We start from the raw sequence: 14,791 nt of genomic DNA, 5'->3' as shown, positions 1-14,791 counted from the left end.
ATCAATTCCCAAACATCAGTGCAGTCAGCACAAAATCCAATCCCAACACCGCCAGTGACGAATGTACCACGGTCCTTGTCGTTGCCCGGCTAATCCCTTCAGAAGTCGGCACCGCATCGTAGCCGTTGAAGATCGCAATCCAGGTCACGGTAATGGCAAATACCACGCTCTTAATCAGGCAGTTGAGCAAATCCTTGCGCCATTCAACCGCCCCTTGCATCGCCGACCAGAAGAAACCGCTGTCGATCCCTTTCCAGTCCACGCCCACTACCGATCCGCCCCAGATCCCGACAGCCACAAAAATGATCGTCAGCAGCGGCATACTGATTAATCCCGCCCAGAAACGCGGAGCAACGATGCGCCGCAGCGGATCGACCGCCATCATTTCCAGGCTGGAGAGCTGTTCTGTGGCTTTCATCAAGCCGATCTCGGCGGTCAAGGCAGAACCGGCACGGCCGGCAAACAGCAGGGCGGTCACGACCGGCCCCAGCTCACGCAGCAGCGACAGCGCCACCATCATGCCAAGGCTGGCTTCTGCGCTGTAGGTGGTCAGAACAATGTACCCTTGCAGCCCCAGAACCATACCGATAAACACGCCAGAAACCATGATGATCAATAACGACTGCACACCCACGCTGTAAAGTTGCCTGATCAGCAGCGGCCACTGCTTATGCGGTTCCGGGCGCCCGATCAGCGCATGGAACAGCATCAGCCCGGCGCGCCCAAAAGCGGCGCTGGTGTTGATGCCACGGCGCCCTAACGACGCTAACGCCTGTAAAAACATGAAATTATTTACTCCCATTCCTTAGAAGCTCAGTCTGATAATCACTGGCCGGATAGCGGAAGGGTACCGGCCCGTCGGCAATACCATCCAGAAACTGACGCACGCGTGCATCAGGATTGTTCTGCAACTGCGCTGCCGTACCCTCGGCAATCACATGGTGATCCGCCACGATATAGGCGTAATCAGCAATGCTCAATACCTCTGGCACATCATGTGAAACCACGATGCAAGTCATACCCAGCGCATGATTCAGCTCATCAATCAGCTTCACCAACACGCCCATCGTAATGGGATCCTGGCCGACAAAGGGCTCGTCGAACATGATCAACGCCGGATCCAGCGCAATCGCCCGCGCCAGTGCGGCACGCCGTGCCATCCCGCCAGAAAGCTCGTTTGGCATCAGCTCAGCGGCACCGCGTAGCCCCACGGCTTCAAGCTTCATCAGCACCGTGCTGCGCAGGATTAGCTCCGGCAGGCGGCTGTGTTCACGCAGCGGAAAAGCCACGTTTTCAAACACCGTCAGATCGGTGAACAGCGCTCCCGATTGGAACAGCATGCTCATCTTCTTGCGCGATTCATACAGCTGATGGCGCGATAAGGCGGGAATATTATCACCATCAAACCAAATCTCGCCGCGATCCGGCGCTAACTGACCACCGATCAGGCGTAATAGCGTGGTTTTCCCAATCCCCGACGGCCCCATGATCGCTGTCACCTTGCCGCGGGGAACCGTCAGATTGATGTCTTCAAATATCAGCCGATCGCCGCGAGAGAAGCTCATACCGCGCACTTCGACCAGATTATCTGCCTTCTGGTGCATGTTTATTGATCCTTTACCGGTCGCTCTTGCTAAGGGCCAGCCTTAATGAGGGTGGTTGGGCAGGCTCTAAATCTATCCGTGATGTTAAAGCAACAGACGCAATGCGTCTCATCTTTACAAAAACTTACCGCCATTTTGCTACCAATGATGCCATTGGTTTTACTTTTAAGCTTCAGGCAGTCAAAATTAAGAAATAACGCAAAAAAATGAAACTGTTCAACCTTTAACCGGGAAAATCCGTTGCTGCAGCTTAACTTTGCACAACGATGGGCAAGCAAGATGGCCGAATTTCGGCTTTACCAACGAACCGGGATAATACCCAATGGATTTCAAGTTGTAGCCAGGCGGTAAGTCCGTGCCCCACCAGCGGGGTGAACGTGTACAACCCACGACACTGCAACCTGAAAAACCAGGGGCATTATACCTAATAAAGGACCCTGCATGTTTCTCGCGATCGTATTGTTAATCGTTGGTTTATTTTTACTGGTGTATGGAGCGGATCGATTAGTTTATGGTGCGGCGGTGCTTAGCCGCTCGTTGGGCGTACCGCCGCTGATTATCGGTATGACCATTGTCGGTATCGGCACTTCCCTGCCGGAGCTGATCGTCTCGGTCACTGCGGCGCTGAATGGCCAGACCGATATGGCCGTTGGCAACGTATTGGGTTCCAACATCACCAATATTTTATTGATCCTGGGGGTTGCTGCGCTGATCCACCCTTTGGCGGCCCATTCTGACATCCTGCGGCGCGAACTGCCGCTGATGTTGGCTGTCACCCTGATATGCGGTTTTGTGCTGATGGACAACAGCCTCAGCAGGCTGGACGGTGTGCTGCTGCTGGCTGCCGCCACCGGCTTTATTCTGCTGATGCTGAAAATCGCCCGGCAGGCCCAGCGTGAAGGCAATGACAGCCTGACCATGGAACAACTCGCCGAACTGCCACAGGACAGCAGCAACACCGTGGCCATACTGTGGCTGGTGCTGGCATTTATCATCCTGCCGCTCTCTTCGAAGATGATCATCGACAACGCCACGGTGATCGCCCATTACTTCGCCCTGAGTGAACTGGTGGTCGGCCTGACGATTATTGCCATCGGCACCAGCCTACCCGAACTGGCCACCACCATTGCCGGAGCACTAAAGGGCGAAGATGATATGGCGATTGGTAATATCATCGGCTCCAACATTTTTAACCTGGTGATCGTCCTGGGCATCCCCGCGCTGCTATCGCCGGGCAGGATCGATCCTGCCGCCTTCCAGCGCGATTACTGGGTGATGCTGGCAGCCAGCATCCTGCTCAGCGCCTTGTGCCTCAGGCGTAAACATCGTATCGGCCATCTGGCGGGTGCTCTGTTATTATGTGGCTTTATTGCGTATCTTGCGGTGTTGTTGTTTAACCCTTTCAGCACGTTTTTTGGCTAAGTGATGGGAATGAGTATGTCGAACATTCAGTGGCAACCGGGCTTTGATTTTCAGCAGGCAGGTAAGGAAGTGCTTCAGATTGAGCGTGCAGGCCTAGCCCAGCTCGATCAGTACATCAACACCGACTTCACCCGTGCCTGCGAAATGATCGCCGCCTGCTGTGGCAAAGTCGTGGTGATGGGCATGGGTAAATCCGGCCACATCGGCTGCAAGATTGCCGCCACGCTGGCCAGCACCGGCACCCCGGCATTTTTCGTACACCCGGCAGAGGCCAGCCACGGCGATCTGGGCATGGTATCAGCGCAGGACATTGTGTTGGCCATCTCCAACTCCGGTGAATCTAATGAGATTCTGGCACTGATCCCGGTGCTGAAACGCCAGCAGATCCCACTGATTTGCCTGACCAATAACCCGGAAAGCTCAATGGGCAAAGCGGCGGAAGTACACCTGTGCATCAAGGTGCCGCAGGAAGCCTGCCCGCTTGGTCTGGCTCCCACCACCAGCACCACCGCCACGCTGGTGATGGGTGATGCTTTGGCGGTGGCACTGCTGAAAGCACGCGGTTTTACACCAGAAGATTTTGCCCTGTCGCACCCTGGTGGAGCACTGGGTCGCCGCCTGCTGCTGCGCGTCAGCGATATCATGCACAGCGGCGATGAGATCCCGCAGGTGAGCGCCGACGCCTCTCTGCGCGATGCCCTGCTGGAGATCACCCGCAAAAACCTCGGCATGACCGTGATCTGCAACGATCTGATGAAAATCGCCGGGATCTTCACCGACGGTGACTTACGCCGGGTTTTCGATATGGGTATCGATCTCAATAACGCCAAAATCGCCGATGTGATGACCCCAGGGGGTATTCGCGTGCGTCCGAACATGCTGGCGGTCGATGCGCTCAATCTGATGCAGCAACGCCATATCACCGCCGTGCTGGTTGCTGATGGCGACCAGTTGCTGGGTGTGGTACATATGCATGACATGCTGCGTGCCGGCGTTGTCTAATGAAAGGAACCCAAAGAATGAGTCTGGTTGAAACCTGCTACGGGCCGGTGACTGAAGACGTGATGGCACGAGCCGGAAAGATCCGCCTGCTGATTTGTGATGTCGACGGCGTGCTGTCAGACGGCCTGATCTACATGGGCAACCAGGGTGAAGAGCTGAAAGCCTTCAATGTGCGCGATGGTTACGGCATCCGCTGCCTGAAAACCTCTGGTATCGAAGTCGCCATCATCACCGGCCGTTCAGCCAAGCTGCTGGAAGATCGGGCAAAAACCTTGGATATCACCCATCTGTATCAAGGGCAATCCGATAAGCTTTTGGCCTTCCGTGAACTGTTGGATAAACTGTCGTTAACACCCGAACACGTGGCTTATATCGGCGACGATCTGATCGACTGGCCGGTGATGGCTGAAGTCGGCCTGGCGGTTGCCGTGGCGGATGCGCATCCGCTGCTGACGCCGCGGGCTCATTACGTCACGCGCATCTCCGGTGGACGTGGTGCCGTGCGTGAACTGTGTGACATGATTCTTTTGGCTCAGAACAAACTGGAAGGGGCCAAAGGGCTGTCGATATGAGTAAAACCAAACTCTGGATCACCCTGATACTGGCGGTGATCGTACTGGCGCTGATCGGCTGGAATATGGCTGACTTCAGCGATGAAAGCAGCTCGGCACCGATCAATAACCAAGATCCGACCTATCAGAGTCAACACACGGTAACGGTGGTATACAGCCCAACCGGTAAGTTGAACTATAAACTGGTGGCCGAAGAGGTGAAATATTACACCGCCGATGAGTTAAGCTGGTTCACCCAGCCGGTAATGACGCTGTTTAATGATGATGCCGTGGCCACGTGGTCGGTACGCGCCGATCGCGCCAAACTGACCAAGGATCGTATGCTGTATCTGTACGGTCACGTTGAGGTGAACAGCCTAACCACCACCTCGCAGCTAGAAAAAATCAAAACGGATAACGCTCGGGTTAATCTGGTCACGCAGGATGTTTACTCCGATGATGAAGTGACCCTGTTCGGGACGAACTTTACTTCTAACGGCATGAAAATGCGTGGAAACCTGCGGGACAAAACCGCTGAGCTGATTGATAAGGTCAAAACCAACTATGAAATTCAAAACCCAAAGACAACTCCGTAATCTATTGATCGCCAGCCTCGTTTTGACCGCCAGCGCTCCGGTTATGGCGTTGAAATCCGACGCCGATCAGCCGGTGAATATCAATTCGCTGAAACAGTCATTAGACATGCAGAGCAACGTCAGCACCTTTACTGACGACGTGGTGATCAGGCAGGGCACCATCGAGATCAAAGCCGATAAAGTGGTCGTCACGCGCCCCGATGGCGATCAGAACAAAACCTATATTGAAGCCTTTGGTAATCCGGTCACGTTCTACCAGATGCAGGATAACGGCAAACCGGTGAAAGGCCATGCGCAGAAAGTCCGCTACGACGTCGCAACCCAATTGGTCACACTCACCGGCAATGCCTATCTGGAACAGCTGGACAGCAATGTGCAGGGCGATCGCATCACTTATCTGGTGCAACAGCAGCAGATGCAGGCATTCAGCGATAAAGGCAAACGTGTGACAACGGTCCTGGTGCCCTCACAGTTGCAAGACAAAAACGCTCAAAAGAAGAGTAACTAATCCCTTATGGCAACACTCATCGCAGAAAATCTGGCGAAAGCCTATAAAGGCCGCAAAGTCGTCGAAGACGTCAGCCTGAAAGTGAAATCTGGCGAAATCGTCGGCCTGCTGGGCCCCAACGGCGCCGGCAAGACCACCACGTTCTATATGGTGGTGGGTATCGTTCAGCGCGATGCTGGGCGTATCGCCATCGATGAAGAAGACATCAGTATTCTACCGCTGCATGCCCGTGCGCGCCGGGGTATCGGCTATCTGCCGCAGGAAGCCTCGATCTTCCGTCGCCTGAGCGTTTACGACAATCTGATGGCGGTGCTGGAGATCCGTGACGATCTCACCAGCGAGCAGCGTGCCGATCGCGCCGTCGAACTGATGGAGGAATTCCATATTTCCCATCTGCGCAACAGCATGGGCCAGTCACTGTCCGGTGGTGAACGCCGCCGCGTGGAAATTGCCCGTGCGCTGGCCGCCAACCCGAAATTCATCCTGCTGGATGAACCCTTTGCCGGGGTTGACCCGATTTCCGTTATCGATATCAAGAAAATCATCGAGCACCTGCGTAACAGCGGTCTGGGGGTATTAATCACTGACCACAACGTGCGCGAAACGCTGGACGTGTGTGAACGCGCCTACATCGTCAGCCAAGGCAAATTGATTGCCCATGGCACACCAGATGCTATTCTGGCCGATGAGCAAGTGAAACGCGTTTATCTGGGCGAAGAATTCCGCCTCTAGGTTCTAGCTAACGGAAGTAACCTGAAGATTATGAAGCAAGGTTTGCAACTCAGGCTCAGCCAACAATTGGCGATGACTCCCCAGCTACAGCAGGCGATACGCCTGTTGCAGCTGTCCACGCTTGAGCTCCAGCAGGAAATCCAACTGGCGTTAGAAAGCAACCCACTGCTTGAACAAACCGACCTGCACGAAGAAATTGATACCGAAGAACGCCCGGAGACCGAAGCGCTGGACACCCGTGAGGCGCTGGAACAAAAGGATATGCCCGAAGAGCTGCCTCTGGATGCCACCTGGGATGAGATCTACACCGCAGGCACCCCCTCCGGCAGCAGCATCGATTACAGCGATGACGAATTGCCGGTCTACCAGGGAGAAACCACCCAGACGCTGCAGGACTATCTGATGTGGCAGGTGGATTTAACGCCGTTTTCCGATACCGACGCAGCGATTGCCACCTCGATCGTCGATGCCGTTGATGATACCGGCTATCTCACCGTGCCGCTGGAAGACATTCTGGAAAGCATCGGTGACGACAATGTCACCATGGATGAAGTCGAAGCGGTCTTGAAACGCGTACAGCGCTTCGATCCTATCGGCGTGGCGGCGCGCGATCTGCGTGATTGCCTGCTGATCCAGCTTTCCCAATACCCCAAAGACACGCCTTATCTGGCGGAGGCGCGCCTGATCGTCAGCGAGCACCTAGATTTGCTGGCCAATCACGACTTTCGCAGCCTGATGCGAACAACCCGCTCAAAAGAAGATACACTGAAAGAAGCGATGCTGCTGATCCAGTCGCTCGATCCGCGCCCTGGTCAGTCGATCAATACCGGTGAATCCGAGTATGTGATCCCGGATGTCCTGGTGCGTAAGGTGCAAGGTAAATGGCAGGTTGAACTCAATACTGACAGCATCCCGCGCCTGAAGATCAACCAGCAGTATGCCGCGCTCGGCAATAACGTGCGTAACGATGCCGACGGCCAGTTTATTCGCAGCAACCTGCAGGAAGCAAAGTGGCTGATCAAAAGCCTGGAAAGCCGTAATGATACTCTGCTCAAAGTTACCCGCTGCATTGTCGAGCAGCAGGAAGATTTCTTTGAACAGGGGGAAGAGTTTATGAAACCCATGGTGCTGGCCGATATCGCCCAGGCCGTGGAGATGCACGAATCGACGATCTCGCGCGTGACGACGCAGAAGTTCCTGCACAGCCCGCGTGGTATTTTCGAATTGAAGTATTTCTTCTCCAGCCATGTGAATACCGACAGCGGTGGCGAAGCCTCCTCTACGGCGATCCGGGCGTTAGTGAAGAAATTGATTACGGCGGAAAACCCCGCCAAACCGCTTAGCGACAGCAAGCTGGCCACGATGCTTTCCGATCAGGGGATCATGGTGGCACGGCGCACCGTTGCCAAGTACCGAGAGTCTTTGTCCATCCCGCCGTCAAATCAGCGCAAACAGTTGATTTGACCTCTACAGAGAAGGAAGACATTATGCAGCTCAACATTACCGGACACCACATCGAAATCACTGAACCAATGCGTCAGTTCGTGAACAATAAGTTCGCCAAACTCGAACAGTATTTTGATCGCATTAATCAGGTGTACGTCGTTCTCAGTGTGGAAAAAGTGCAGCAGATTGCGGAAGCAACGGTGCACGTGAATGGAGGCGAGTTGCACGCCACCTCGGAAAAAGAGGATATGTATGCCGCGATTGACAGCCTGATCGATAAACTGGCGCGTCAATTGAACAAACATAAAGACAAACTAAAGCAGCACTGACATTGAGCCGCGATCGCCTCAGCGAACGCCGCTCAAATTGTAGTCCATTGGCTACCAGGCAACGTCGGCACGCTCCCCCTGAAAGGGGCGCGCCGACCCGCCATCAGGGTTAAACCGGCGAAAAAAGCGATTCATCAGGCGTCATCGGAGCAGACAGTTTGCCAGCCACTTAGCGCATCACTGGCTGGCGGCAAAAAGCCCGATAAAGCGCTTAATGAGAGTTTTTTAAGTGAAGATGAGATGAACAACGAAATAATGCAATTAAGCTCGGTGTTAAACATCGAGTGCACCAAGAGCTCGGTACACTGCACCAGCAAGAAACGGGCGTTGGAGATTATCAGCGAATTGGCCGCTAAACAGCTCAACCTGCCGTCGCAGGTGGTGTTTGATGCCGTTCTCACCCGTGAACGCATGGGCAGCACCGGTATCGGCAACGGTATCGCGATCCCCCATGGCAAACTGGAAGAGGACACCCTGCGTGCCGTTGGCGTGTTTATCCGTCTGGAAGAACCCATCGCCTTTGACGCCATTGATAACCAGCCGGTCGACCTGCTGTTTGCCTTACTGGTGCCCGCCGATCAATGCAAAACGCATTTGCATACCCTGTCGCTGGTCGCCAAACGGCTGGCAGACAAAACCGTCTGCCGCCGCCTGCGCGCAGCACAGACCGATGAAGAGCTCTATCAGATTATCACTGAGTAATCGCGAGTTGGCGTGACTTTTAGCCATGAAAAAGCTAGTGTTTTACTGATAATGCATCCAGGCTGCGGCTTGGATAATAAAGATCCTAACGGTGGCGATAAGCGCCATTGATATGCCAGGGGGAGTTGCCACATGGTGCTGATGATTGTCAGCGGCCGTTCCGGTTCAGGGAAGTCTGTCGCCCTACGGGCGCTGGAAGATATGGGTTTTTACTGTGTTGATAACCTGCCGGTGGTCCTGTTGCCACAGCTCGCTCAGACGCTGGCCGAACGCAATACCTCTGCTGCGGTGAGCATTGACGTGCGTAACATGCCGGAATCACCGGAAGTATTCGAATACGCCATGACCCAGTTGCCTGAGAGTTTTTCCCCGCAACTGCTGTTCCTTGATGCCGATCGCAATACCCTGATCCGTCGCTACAGTGACACCCGTCGCCTGCACCCGCTTTCTGCCAAAAATCTGTCGCTGGAAAGCGCGATTGATGAAGAAAGCGATTTGCTGGAACCTTTACGTTCACGCGCCGATCTGATCATCGACACATCAGAGATGTCGGTGCACGAACTGGCCGAAATGCTGCGCACCCGCCTGCTGGGCAAACGCGAACGCGAATTGACCATGGTGTTCGAGTCTTTCGGCTTCAAACACGGTATTCCTATTGATGCCGACTATGTGTTTGACGTGCGCTTCCTGCCGAACCCGCACTGGGATCCGAAATTGCGCCCGATGACCGGCCTGGATAGACCGGTCGCCTCGTTCCTCGATCGCCATACCGAAGTGCATAACTTTATCTACCAGACGCGCAGCTATCTGGAGCTGTGGCTGCCGATGCTGGAAACCAACAATCGCAGCTATCTGACCGTGGCTATCGGCTGTACCGGTGGTAAACACCGTTCGGTGTATGTGGCAGAACAACTGGCAGATTATTTCCGCTCACGCGGCAAGAACGTGCAATCACGCCACCGTACGCTGGAAAAACGCAAGCAATGACGGTCAAGCAAACGGTAGAAATCAAAAATCGGCTGGGCATGCATGCCCGGCCAGCGATGAAGCTGTTTGAACTGGTGCAAAGTTTTGACGCCGAAGTGCTGCTGCGTAATGACAGCGGCACCGAAGCGGAAGCCAGCAGCGTCATAGCGCTGCTGATGCTGGATTCCGCCCAAGGCCGCCAGATCGAAATCGAAGCCTCCGGGCCGGAAGAACAACAGGCCCTGGCGGCGGTGATTGAGCTGTTTAATTCCGGCTTTGATGAGGATTAATCCTCTTCCCATCCCAGAATACCCTATGGATTTCAAGTTGCAGCTAGGCGGCAAGGGCTTTAATCCCCAGGAGCTTACTTAGGTAAGTGCCTGGGGTTCACGCACGCAGCCAACAACGCTGCGGCTTGAAAGACGACGGGTATGTTTAGTACCTCATCATCACCGATTTCAGCTCGGTGTAATGCTCGATAAACGCGCTGCCAAACTCGCGCCCGATCCCTGACGATTTCACCCCGCCGAAAGGCAATGCCGGATCGAGGAAGGTGTGCATATTGATCCACACCGTACCGGCTTCGATCCGTGGGATCATGCGCATCGCCTTGCTGAGATCGTTGGTCCACAGGCTGGCCGCCAGGCCGTAAGGCGAGTCGTTCATCATGGCGATCATCTGCTCTTCGTCGTCATAGGCCAGGAAAGTGCCGACCGGGCCGAAGGTTTCTTCCCGCATCAGCAGATCGTTCGGCCCAGTAGCGCGGATCGCCGTCGGGGCCACAAAGAAACCGGGCCCCGCAAGCGCATGGCCACCGCAGACAATCTGGCTACCTTCGGCACGCGCCCGATCGAACAGGCCCAGCACCTTGCGATAATGCGCTTCGTTGGCCAGCGGCCCCACTTCGGTGGTTTCATCCAGTGATGAACCGACCTTCATCGCCCCCAAACGCTGCGCCAGCTTTTCCAGCACTTCATCAATATGGCTAGCGGGCAGGTAAAAACGCTCGGCCGCCGCGCAGATTTGCCCTTGATTCAGATAACCCGCTTCGATGATGCCGTCGACCATCTTATCGACGGAGACATCGGCCAGAAACGCCGCGCCATTTTTGCCACCCAACTCCAGCGTGGTGCGCACAATCCCCTGCTCCATGGCCGCTTTACCCACGGCAATCCCCGTCGGCACCGAACCGGTAAAAGTCACCTTGGCACAATGTGGATGAGCGATCAGTGCCGGGCCCAAGCGCGCACCGGAACCATTCACCACGTTCAGCGCACCATCTGGGATCCCCGCTTCTTTTGCCAGTTCGGCCACCCGCAACATGGTCAGCGGCGTGTACTCACTGGGTTTTAATACCACCGTACAGCCGCAGGTCAGCGCCGCTGCCAGCTTCCAGATGGCGATCATGATGGAGAAATTCCACGGAATAATCCCCACTACCACGCCCAAAGGCTCGCGCCGGGTGAAAGCGGTGTACTGTTCACCTCGGAAGGAAGGTAATGAAACGTTAAGCGTTTCCCCACTGATTTTGCTCGACCAGCCGGCAAAGTAACGCAGGAACTGCGCGGCCATATCAATTTCCAGGCCCCGCGCCAGTTGAATGGTTTTGCCGGAGCACAGGCTTTCTAACTGCGCTAACTCTTCACGGTGCGCCTGTAACAGGTCGGCCAGGCGCGTCAGGCAGTTGCCGCGCTCCATTGGCGAAACCTGCGCCCAGGCACCGTGGAAAGCAGTAAACGCCGCCTGCATCGCGGCATCAACCTCTTCCTGCCCACCTTCCATAACCTGAGCAATCGCCTGCCCGGTGGCCGGGTTAACCACCGCAAAACGTTCCGTTCCTGTTCCACTCAGTAACCGGCCGTTAATGTAGTGGCCATGATCGCGGCCCAGAAATGCCGTCACCTTCGGCAACAGTGTAATGTCAGTCATCGCATCACCCTCTTACAGAGTTAGCCTTCGACAATCGCCAGATAGTGCTTAACAAAGCGATCGGAGGTAATTTCCCAGCGTACCGGGGTGCCTTTTTCCACAAACCAGGAATCACCGGCTTGATAATGCACCGATTCACCGGTGTTTTCGTTGGTCAGCGTGGCAGTGCCTTCCCATACGGTGGCATGTTCATTAAACGGATACTCCATCACGAACGCACCGCGGGTACAGCTAAAGACACCGCAGTTCAGGTTGTCTGACGGTTCACCGAAGATCATCGCCACACCGACGTTAGGTTCACCGGCAACGACCGTTGCCCCCAGATTGCTGACGCTGCCGATTTGTAGCAGTTCCGGTAACGCTTGTTTAAGCAGTAATGGTTTCATAGTTTTTCCTTTTAAAATCAATGACGTGGTTTCCCCTCACCCTAACCCTCTCCCCAAGGGAGAGGGGACTGTCTGGTGCATCGCTGCTGCAACGGCGTTCTCCTGCAACGTGGCACCTTGCACAAACAGTGCCGTCCTCTCTCCCTGAGGAGAGGGAGCCGTCTGGTGCATCGCTGCTGCAACGGCGTTCTCCTGCAACGTGGCACCTTGCACAAACAGTGCCGTCCTCTCTCCCTGAGGAGAGGGAACCGTCTAGTGCATCGCTGCTGCAACGGCGTTCTCCTGCAACGTGGCACCTTGCACAAACGGGCCGCTAACCTCTTTTCCCCCTCTCCCTTGGGGAGAGGGCCGGGGTGAGGGGCGACAGAATCAACGGCGGCCCTTCCAGTAGCCCGAAGTCTGGTGCCAGACTTTACCGGCAGTGGTCATCACCCGGCGTAGCTTGTCTTTACCAAAAATATTAACGTGCGGGATCGAACTCATCAGATCGTAACGATCGGAACCTTCACTCATCCCCTCTGCCAACACCTTGCAAACAATATGGCTCGGCGTCACGCCAAAGCCGGAATACCCTTGCACGTAGAACACATTGTCGTGCTGTGGCAATGTGCCAATCTGCGGGAACAGGTTGGCGCTGCAGCACAACGGCCCGCCCCAGGCCAGGTCAATCTTCACGTCTTTCAGGTACGGGAACACCTTCAGCATCAGGTTGCGGTTCCAGGCCTTGAGATCCGACGGAATGTATTCAAACAAGCGAGTTGCACTGCCAAACAACAGCCGGTTCTCGTTGGTCACGCGGTAGTAGTCGATCACCGGCCGGATATCGCTATAAGCGCCACGGATCGGGCTGATCTGGCGGATCAGTTCGTCAGATAATGGTTCGGTTGCCAGTTGAAAAGCATAAGTGTTAATGGTTTTGTGGTAGATAAAGGGCTCCATACCGTTCAGGAAACCATTGCAGGCCCAGAGCATTTTCTTGGCGCGCACCGAGCCCATCGCCGTGCGCACGGTAATCCGCGAGCCATACTCCACGTTCAGCACGCTGCTGTTCTCGAAGATTTTTACGCCATACTCCGTTAAAGCTTGCGCTTCCCCCAACAGCAGGTTGAGTGAATGAACATGACCACCGCCCATATGTTTCAGCGCGCAGGTATAGGCATCAGAACCCACCACCTGTTTTACCTCTGCACCGGTATAGAGTTCGATCTCCTCATCCGGCGAAACCGCCTTGAACTCCTTCAGCCAGCTGCGCAGGGTTTTCTCCTGCCGCGCATTGCTGCCCAGATAGCCGTAGCCGAAGCAGAAATCAGCATCAATGCCGTACTTTTTGATCCGCTCACGGATGATCCCAGCCCCCAGGTTGCTGATCTTGAAGATGGTTTCCAGCCCGGCCGGGCCAACGTGGCGTTTGATCTTTTCCAGATCGTGGCCGATCCCGGCCATCACCTGCCCGCCGTTGCGGCCGGTGCCGCCGTAGCCCAGATAGCGGCCTTCCAGAATGGCAATATTGGTAATGCCCTTTTCCGCCAGCTCCAGCGCGGTATTAATGCCAGAAAAGCCGCCGCCGATGATCACCACGTCAACGTCCAGATCCTCTTCCAGCGTCGGGAAGCGCAGATCGTATTTTTTGGTCGCCGCATAGTAGGTTAACGATTCGATTTCATTGTTCATTACTGCACTCCCCTATACCCATTGCCTTAGCCTGAATTATCAGGAGAGGGAGTGCGGGCGGCTATGTCCCTTTAGGGATATTTGCAACAGAATTTTAACATTATGCGCTGCGCCGCAGCGGCGTCGTAAGGAACAGGTTGAACAACTCAGCCTGAGAACCGATATTCAGCTTGCCATAGATGTTCTTACGGTGATTTTTTACCGTTCCCAGGCTGATAAACAGCCGTTCGGCAATCTGCTGCGATCCTTTCCCTTTGAGGATCAGATCAACAATCTCACGTTCACGCGGCGTCAGGGCATAACGTGCCTGAGCAGCATTATCCGTCGCTGGCGCTGAAGAGGCAGGAACGTTGGCGGGCACCACTTCACTGTGCAATCGCGCTACGCTTTTCACCAGCGTCAGCGCACCGCGTAAGTCCGCCAAGTGAGGATAACGTACCCCTACCGTTTGCCGTGCAGAGCCGAAAAACACCCCCAACCCCTGCTCCGGCGTCAGTTGCAGCAATACCCCGGCTTCATCGTGCCAGCCGGTTTTACGGTAGAAATTGCGATAATAATCCGTCTGATAGAAACCGCAGGGCGCTAACTGGCGCAGGGTGAATACCTCTCCCTGCCCACCGCCATTCAGCGCCTGGTAAAAAGGATCGTCAAGGTAAGCGCCCTGCTGATAAATCTGGTTTACCGCATCGCTGTTTTCCTTTTCTGCTTTCATCAGGCAACGCGGTGCCTGGCCATGTTCGAAGGCATAGACAATGGCATTATCAAAAGCGAAGAACCCTTCCAGATAAGCCAACAGATTGGAATAGAACTGACGGGTCGCCACTGCATCGATCACCGCTGATAATCTTTCGATCTGAATATCCATGCCCGCCCCCACAACCATTAACAAATTAACAATCTATCTCTTCCGGATAATGGCCGCACAATTTGTGCCCGTAGGCTATAGA

18 protein-coding genes are annotated in these 14,791 nt (G+C 54.9%); 11 read left to right on the top strand and 7 right to left on the bottom strand.

The genetic code is table 11. From position 1 onward, the window contains the following. Position 1 precedes the first annotated feature (1 nt). Both mlaE and mlaF read right to left on the bottom strand, forming a co-directional pair. Positions 2-784: a lipid asymmetry maintenance ABC transporter permease subunit MlaE gene (gene mlaE / locus BMI79_RS09030; RefSeq protein WP_076941814.1), complete on the bottom strand. Its 783-nt coding sequence runs from the start codon at positions 782-784 to the stop codon at positions 2-4. A 4-nt stretch (positions 785-788) separates the two neighbouring features. Next, positions 789-1,604, bottom strand: coding sequence for a phospholipid ABC transporter ATP-binding protein MlaF (gene mlaF, locus BMI79_RS09025; RefSeq protein WP_076941813.1), 816 nt, complete (start codon positions 1,602-1,604; stop codon positions 789-791). 441 nt (positions 1,605-2,045) lie between these two features. Between mlaF and BMI79_RS23320 the strand changes: the two genes are divergently transcribed. The 11 genes from BMI79_RS23320 to npr all read left to right on the top strand — a co-directional run bounded on the left by BMI79_RS23320 (position 2,046) and on the right by npr (position 10,148). Continuing rightward, positions 2,046-3,026: a calcium/sodium antiporter gene (locus BMI79_RS23320; RefSeq protein ID WP_095996112.1), complete on the top strand. Its 981-nt coding sequence runs from the start codon at positions 2,046-2,048 to the stop codon at positions 3,024-3,026. 15 nt (positions 3,027-3,041) lie between these two features. Further along, positions 3,042-4,028 carry an arabinose-5-phosphate isomerase KdsD gene (kdsD, locus tag BMI79_RS23315; protein WP_095996111.1) on the top strand — a complete coding sequence of 329 codons (987 nt, stop codon included), beginning with the start codon at positions 3,042-3,044 and terminating at the stop codon, positions 4,026-4,028. 17 nt (positions 4,029-4,045) lie between these two features. After that, positions 4,046-4,600 (top strand): 3-deoxy-manno-octulosonate-8-phosphatase KdsC, encoded by a 555-nt coding sequence (gene kdsC / locus BMI79_RS09010; protein ID WP_076941811.1) that lies wholly within the window; start codon positions 4,046-4,048, stop codon positions 4,598-4,600. Beyond that, positions 4,597-5,175, top strand: coding sequence for an LPS export ABC transporter periplasmic protein LptC (lptC, locus tag BMI79_RS09005; RefSeq protein ID WP_076941810.1), 579 nt, complete (start codon positions 4,597-4,599; stop codon positions 5,173-5,175). Before kdsC ends, lptC begins: the two co-directional genes overlap by 4 nt. Continuing rightward, positions 5,144-5,683: a lipopolysaccharide ABC transporter substrate-binding protein LptA gene (gene lptA, locus BMI79_RS09000; RefSeq protein ID WP_076941809.1), complete on the top strand. Its 540-nt coding sequence runs from the start codon at positions 5,144-5,146 to the stop codon at positions 5,681-5,683. The genes lptC and lptA overlap by 32 nt, the downstream gene beginning before the upstream one ends. A gap of 6 nt (positions 5,684-5,689) precedes the next feature. After that, on the top strand, positions 5,690-6,415 hold the full coding sequence (gene lptB / locus BMI79_RS08995; protein WP_076941808.1) for an LPS export ABC transporter ATP-binding protein: 726 nt from the start codon (positions 5,690-5,692) through the stop codon (positions 6,413-6,415). Between the two features lie 30 nt (positions 6,416-6,445). Further along, complete coding sequence (rpoN, locus tag BMI79_RS08990) at positions 6,446-7,879, top strand: RNA polymerase factor sigma-54 (RefSeq protein WP_076941807.1); 1,434 nt, start codon at positions 6,446-6,448, stop codon at positions 7,877-7,879. Positions 7,880-7,902: 23 nt separating this feature from the next. Then, the gene (hpf, locus tag BMI79_RS08985; protein ID WP_076941806.1) at positions 7,903-8,190 is read left to right on the top strand and encodes a ribosome hibernation promoting factor; all 288 of its coding nucleotides are present in this window, start codon (positions 7,903-7,905) and stop codon (positions 8,188-8,190) included. A 240-nt stretch (positions 8,191-8,430) separates the two neighbouring features. Continuing rightward, positions 8,431-8,892 (top strand): PTS IIA-like nitrogen regulatory protein PtsN, encoded by a 462-nt coding sequence (gene ptsN / locus BMI79_RS08980; protein WP_197091822.1) that lies wholly within the window; start codon positions 8,431-8,433, stop codon positions 8,890-8,892. A gap of 132 nt (positions 8,893-9,024) precedes the next feature. Continuing rightward, positions 9,025-9,879 (top strand): RNase adapter RapZ, encoded by an 855-nt coding sequence (gene rapZ / locus BMI79_RS08975; protein WP_076941805.1) that lies wholly within the window; start codon positions 9,025-9,027, stop codon positions 9,877-9,879. After that, positions 9,876-10,148: a PTS phosphocarrier protein NPr gene (gene npr / locus BMI79_RS08970; protein WP_076941804.1), complete on the top strand. Its 273-nt coding sequence runs from the start codon at positions 9,876-9,878 to the stop codon at positions 10,146-10,148. The genes rapZ and npr overlap by 4 nt, the downstream gene beginning before the upstream one ends. A 145-nt stretch (positions 10,149-10,293) precedes the next feature. On the opposite strand, the gene BMI79_RS08965 is transcribed toward npr, so the two are convergent. From BMI79_RS08965 to BMI79_RS08950, 5 genes are all read right to left on the bottom strand, one after another. Further along, positions 10,294-11,787: an aldehyde dehydrogenase family protein gene (locus tag BMI79_RS08965; protein WP_076941803.1), complete on the bottom strand. Its 1,494-nt coding sequence runs from the start codon at positions 11,785-11,787 to the stop codon at positions 10,294-10,296. A gap of 20 nt (positions 11,788-11,807) precedes the next feature. Then, entirely contained in the window at positions 11,808-12,173 is a 366-nt protein-coding gene (locus BMI79_RS08960) for a cupin domain-containing protein (protein WP_076941802.1), read from the bottom strand. 36 nt (positions 12,174-12,209) lie between these two features. After that, positions 12,210-12,386 carry a hypothetical protein gene (locus BMI79_RS23785; protein ID WP_158069110.1) on the bottom strand — a complete coding sequence of 59 codons (177 nt, stop codon included), beginning with the start codon at positions 12,384-12,386 and terminating at the stop codon, positions 12,210-12,212. Positions 12,387-12,542: 156 nt separating this feature from the next. Next, positions 12,543-13,844, bottom strand: a complete 1,302-nt coding sequence (locus BMI79_RS08955; RefSeq protein ID WP_076941801.1) for an NAD(P)/FAD-dependent oxidoreductase — start codon at positions 13,842-13,844, stop codon at positions 12,543-12,545. 100 nt (positions 13,845-13,944) lie between these two features. Further along, the gene (locus BMI79_RS08950; RefSeq protein WP_076941800.1) at positions 13,945-14,709 is read right to left on the bottom strand and encodes a helix-turn-helix transcriptional regulator; all 765 of its coding nucleotides are present in this window, start codon (positions 14,707-14,709) and stop codon (positions 13,945-13,947) included. Positions 14,710-14,791 lie beyond the last annotated feature (82 nt).

Source organism: Serratia oryzae, from assembly GCF_001976145.1.
GTDB classification, from domain to species: Bacteria; Pseudomonadota; Gammaproteobacteria; order Enterobacterales; family Enterobacteriaceae; genus Chania; species Chania oryzae.
Note: the sequence above shows the minus strand (reverse complement) of the source record. Positions and strands in the feature narration are given on the sequence as shown.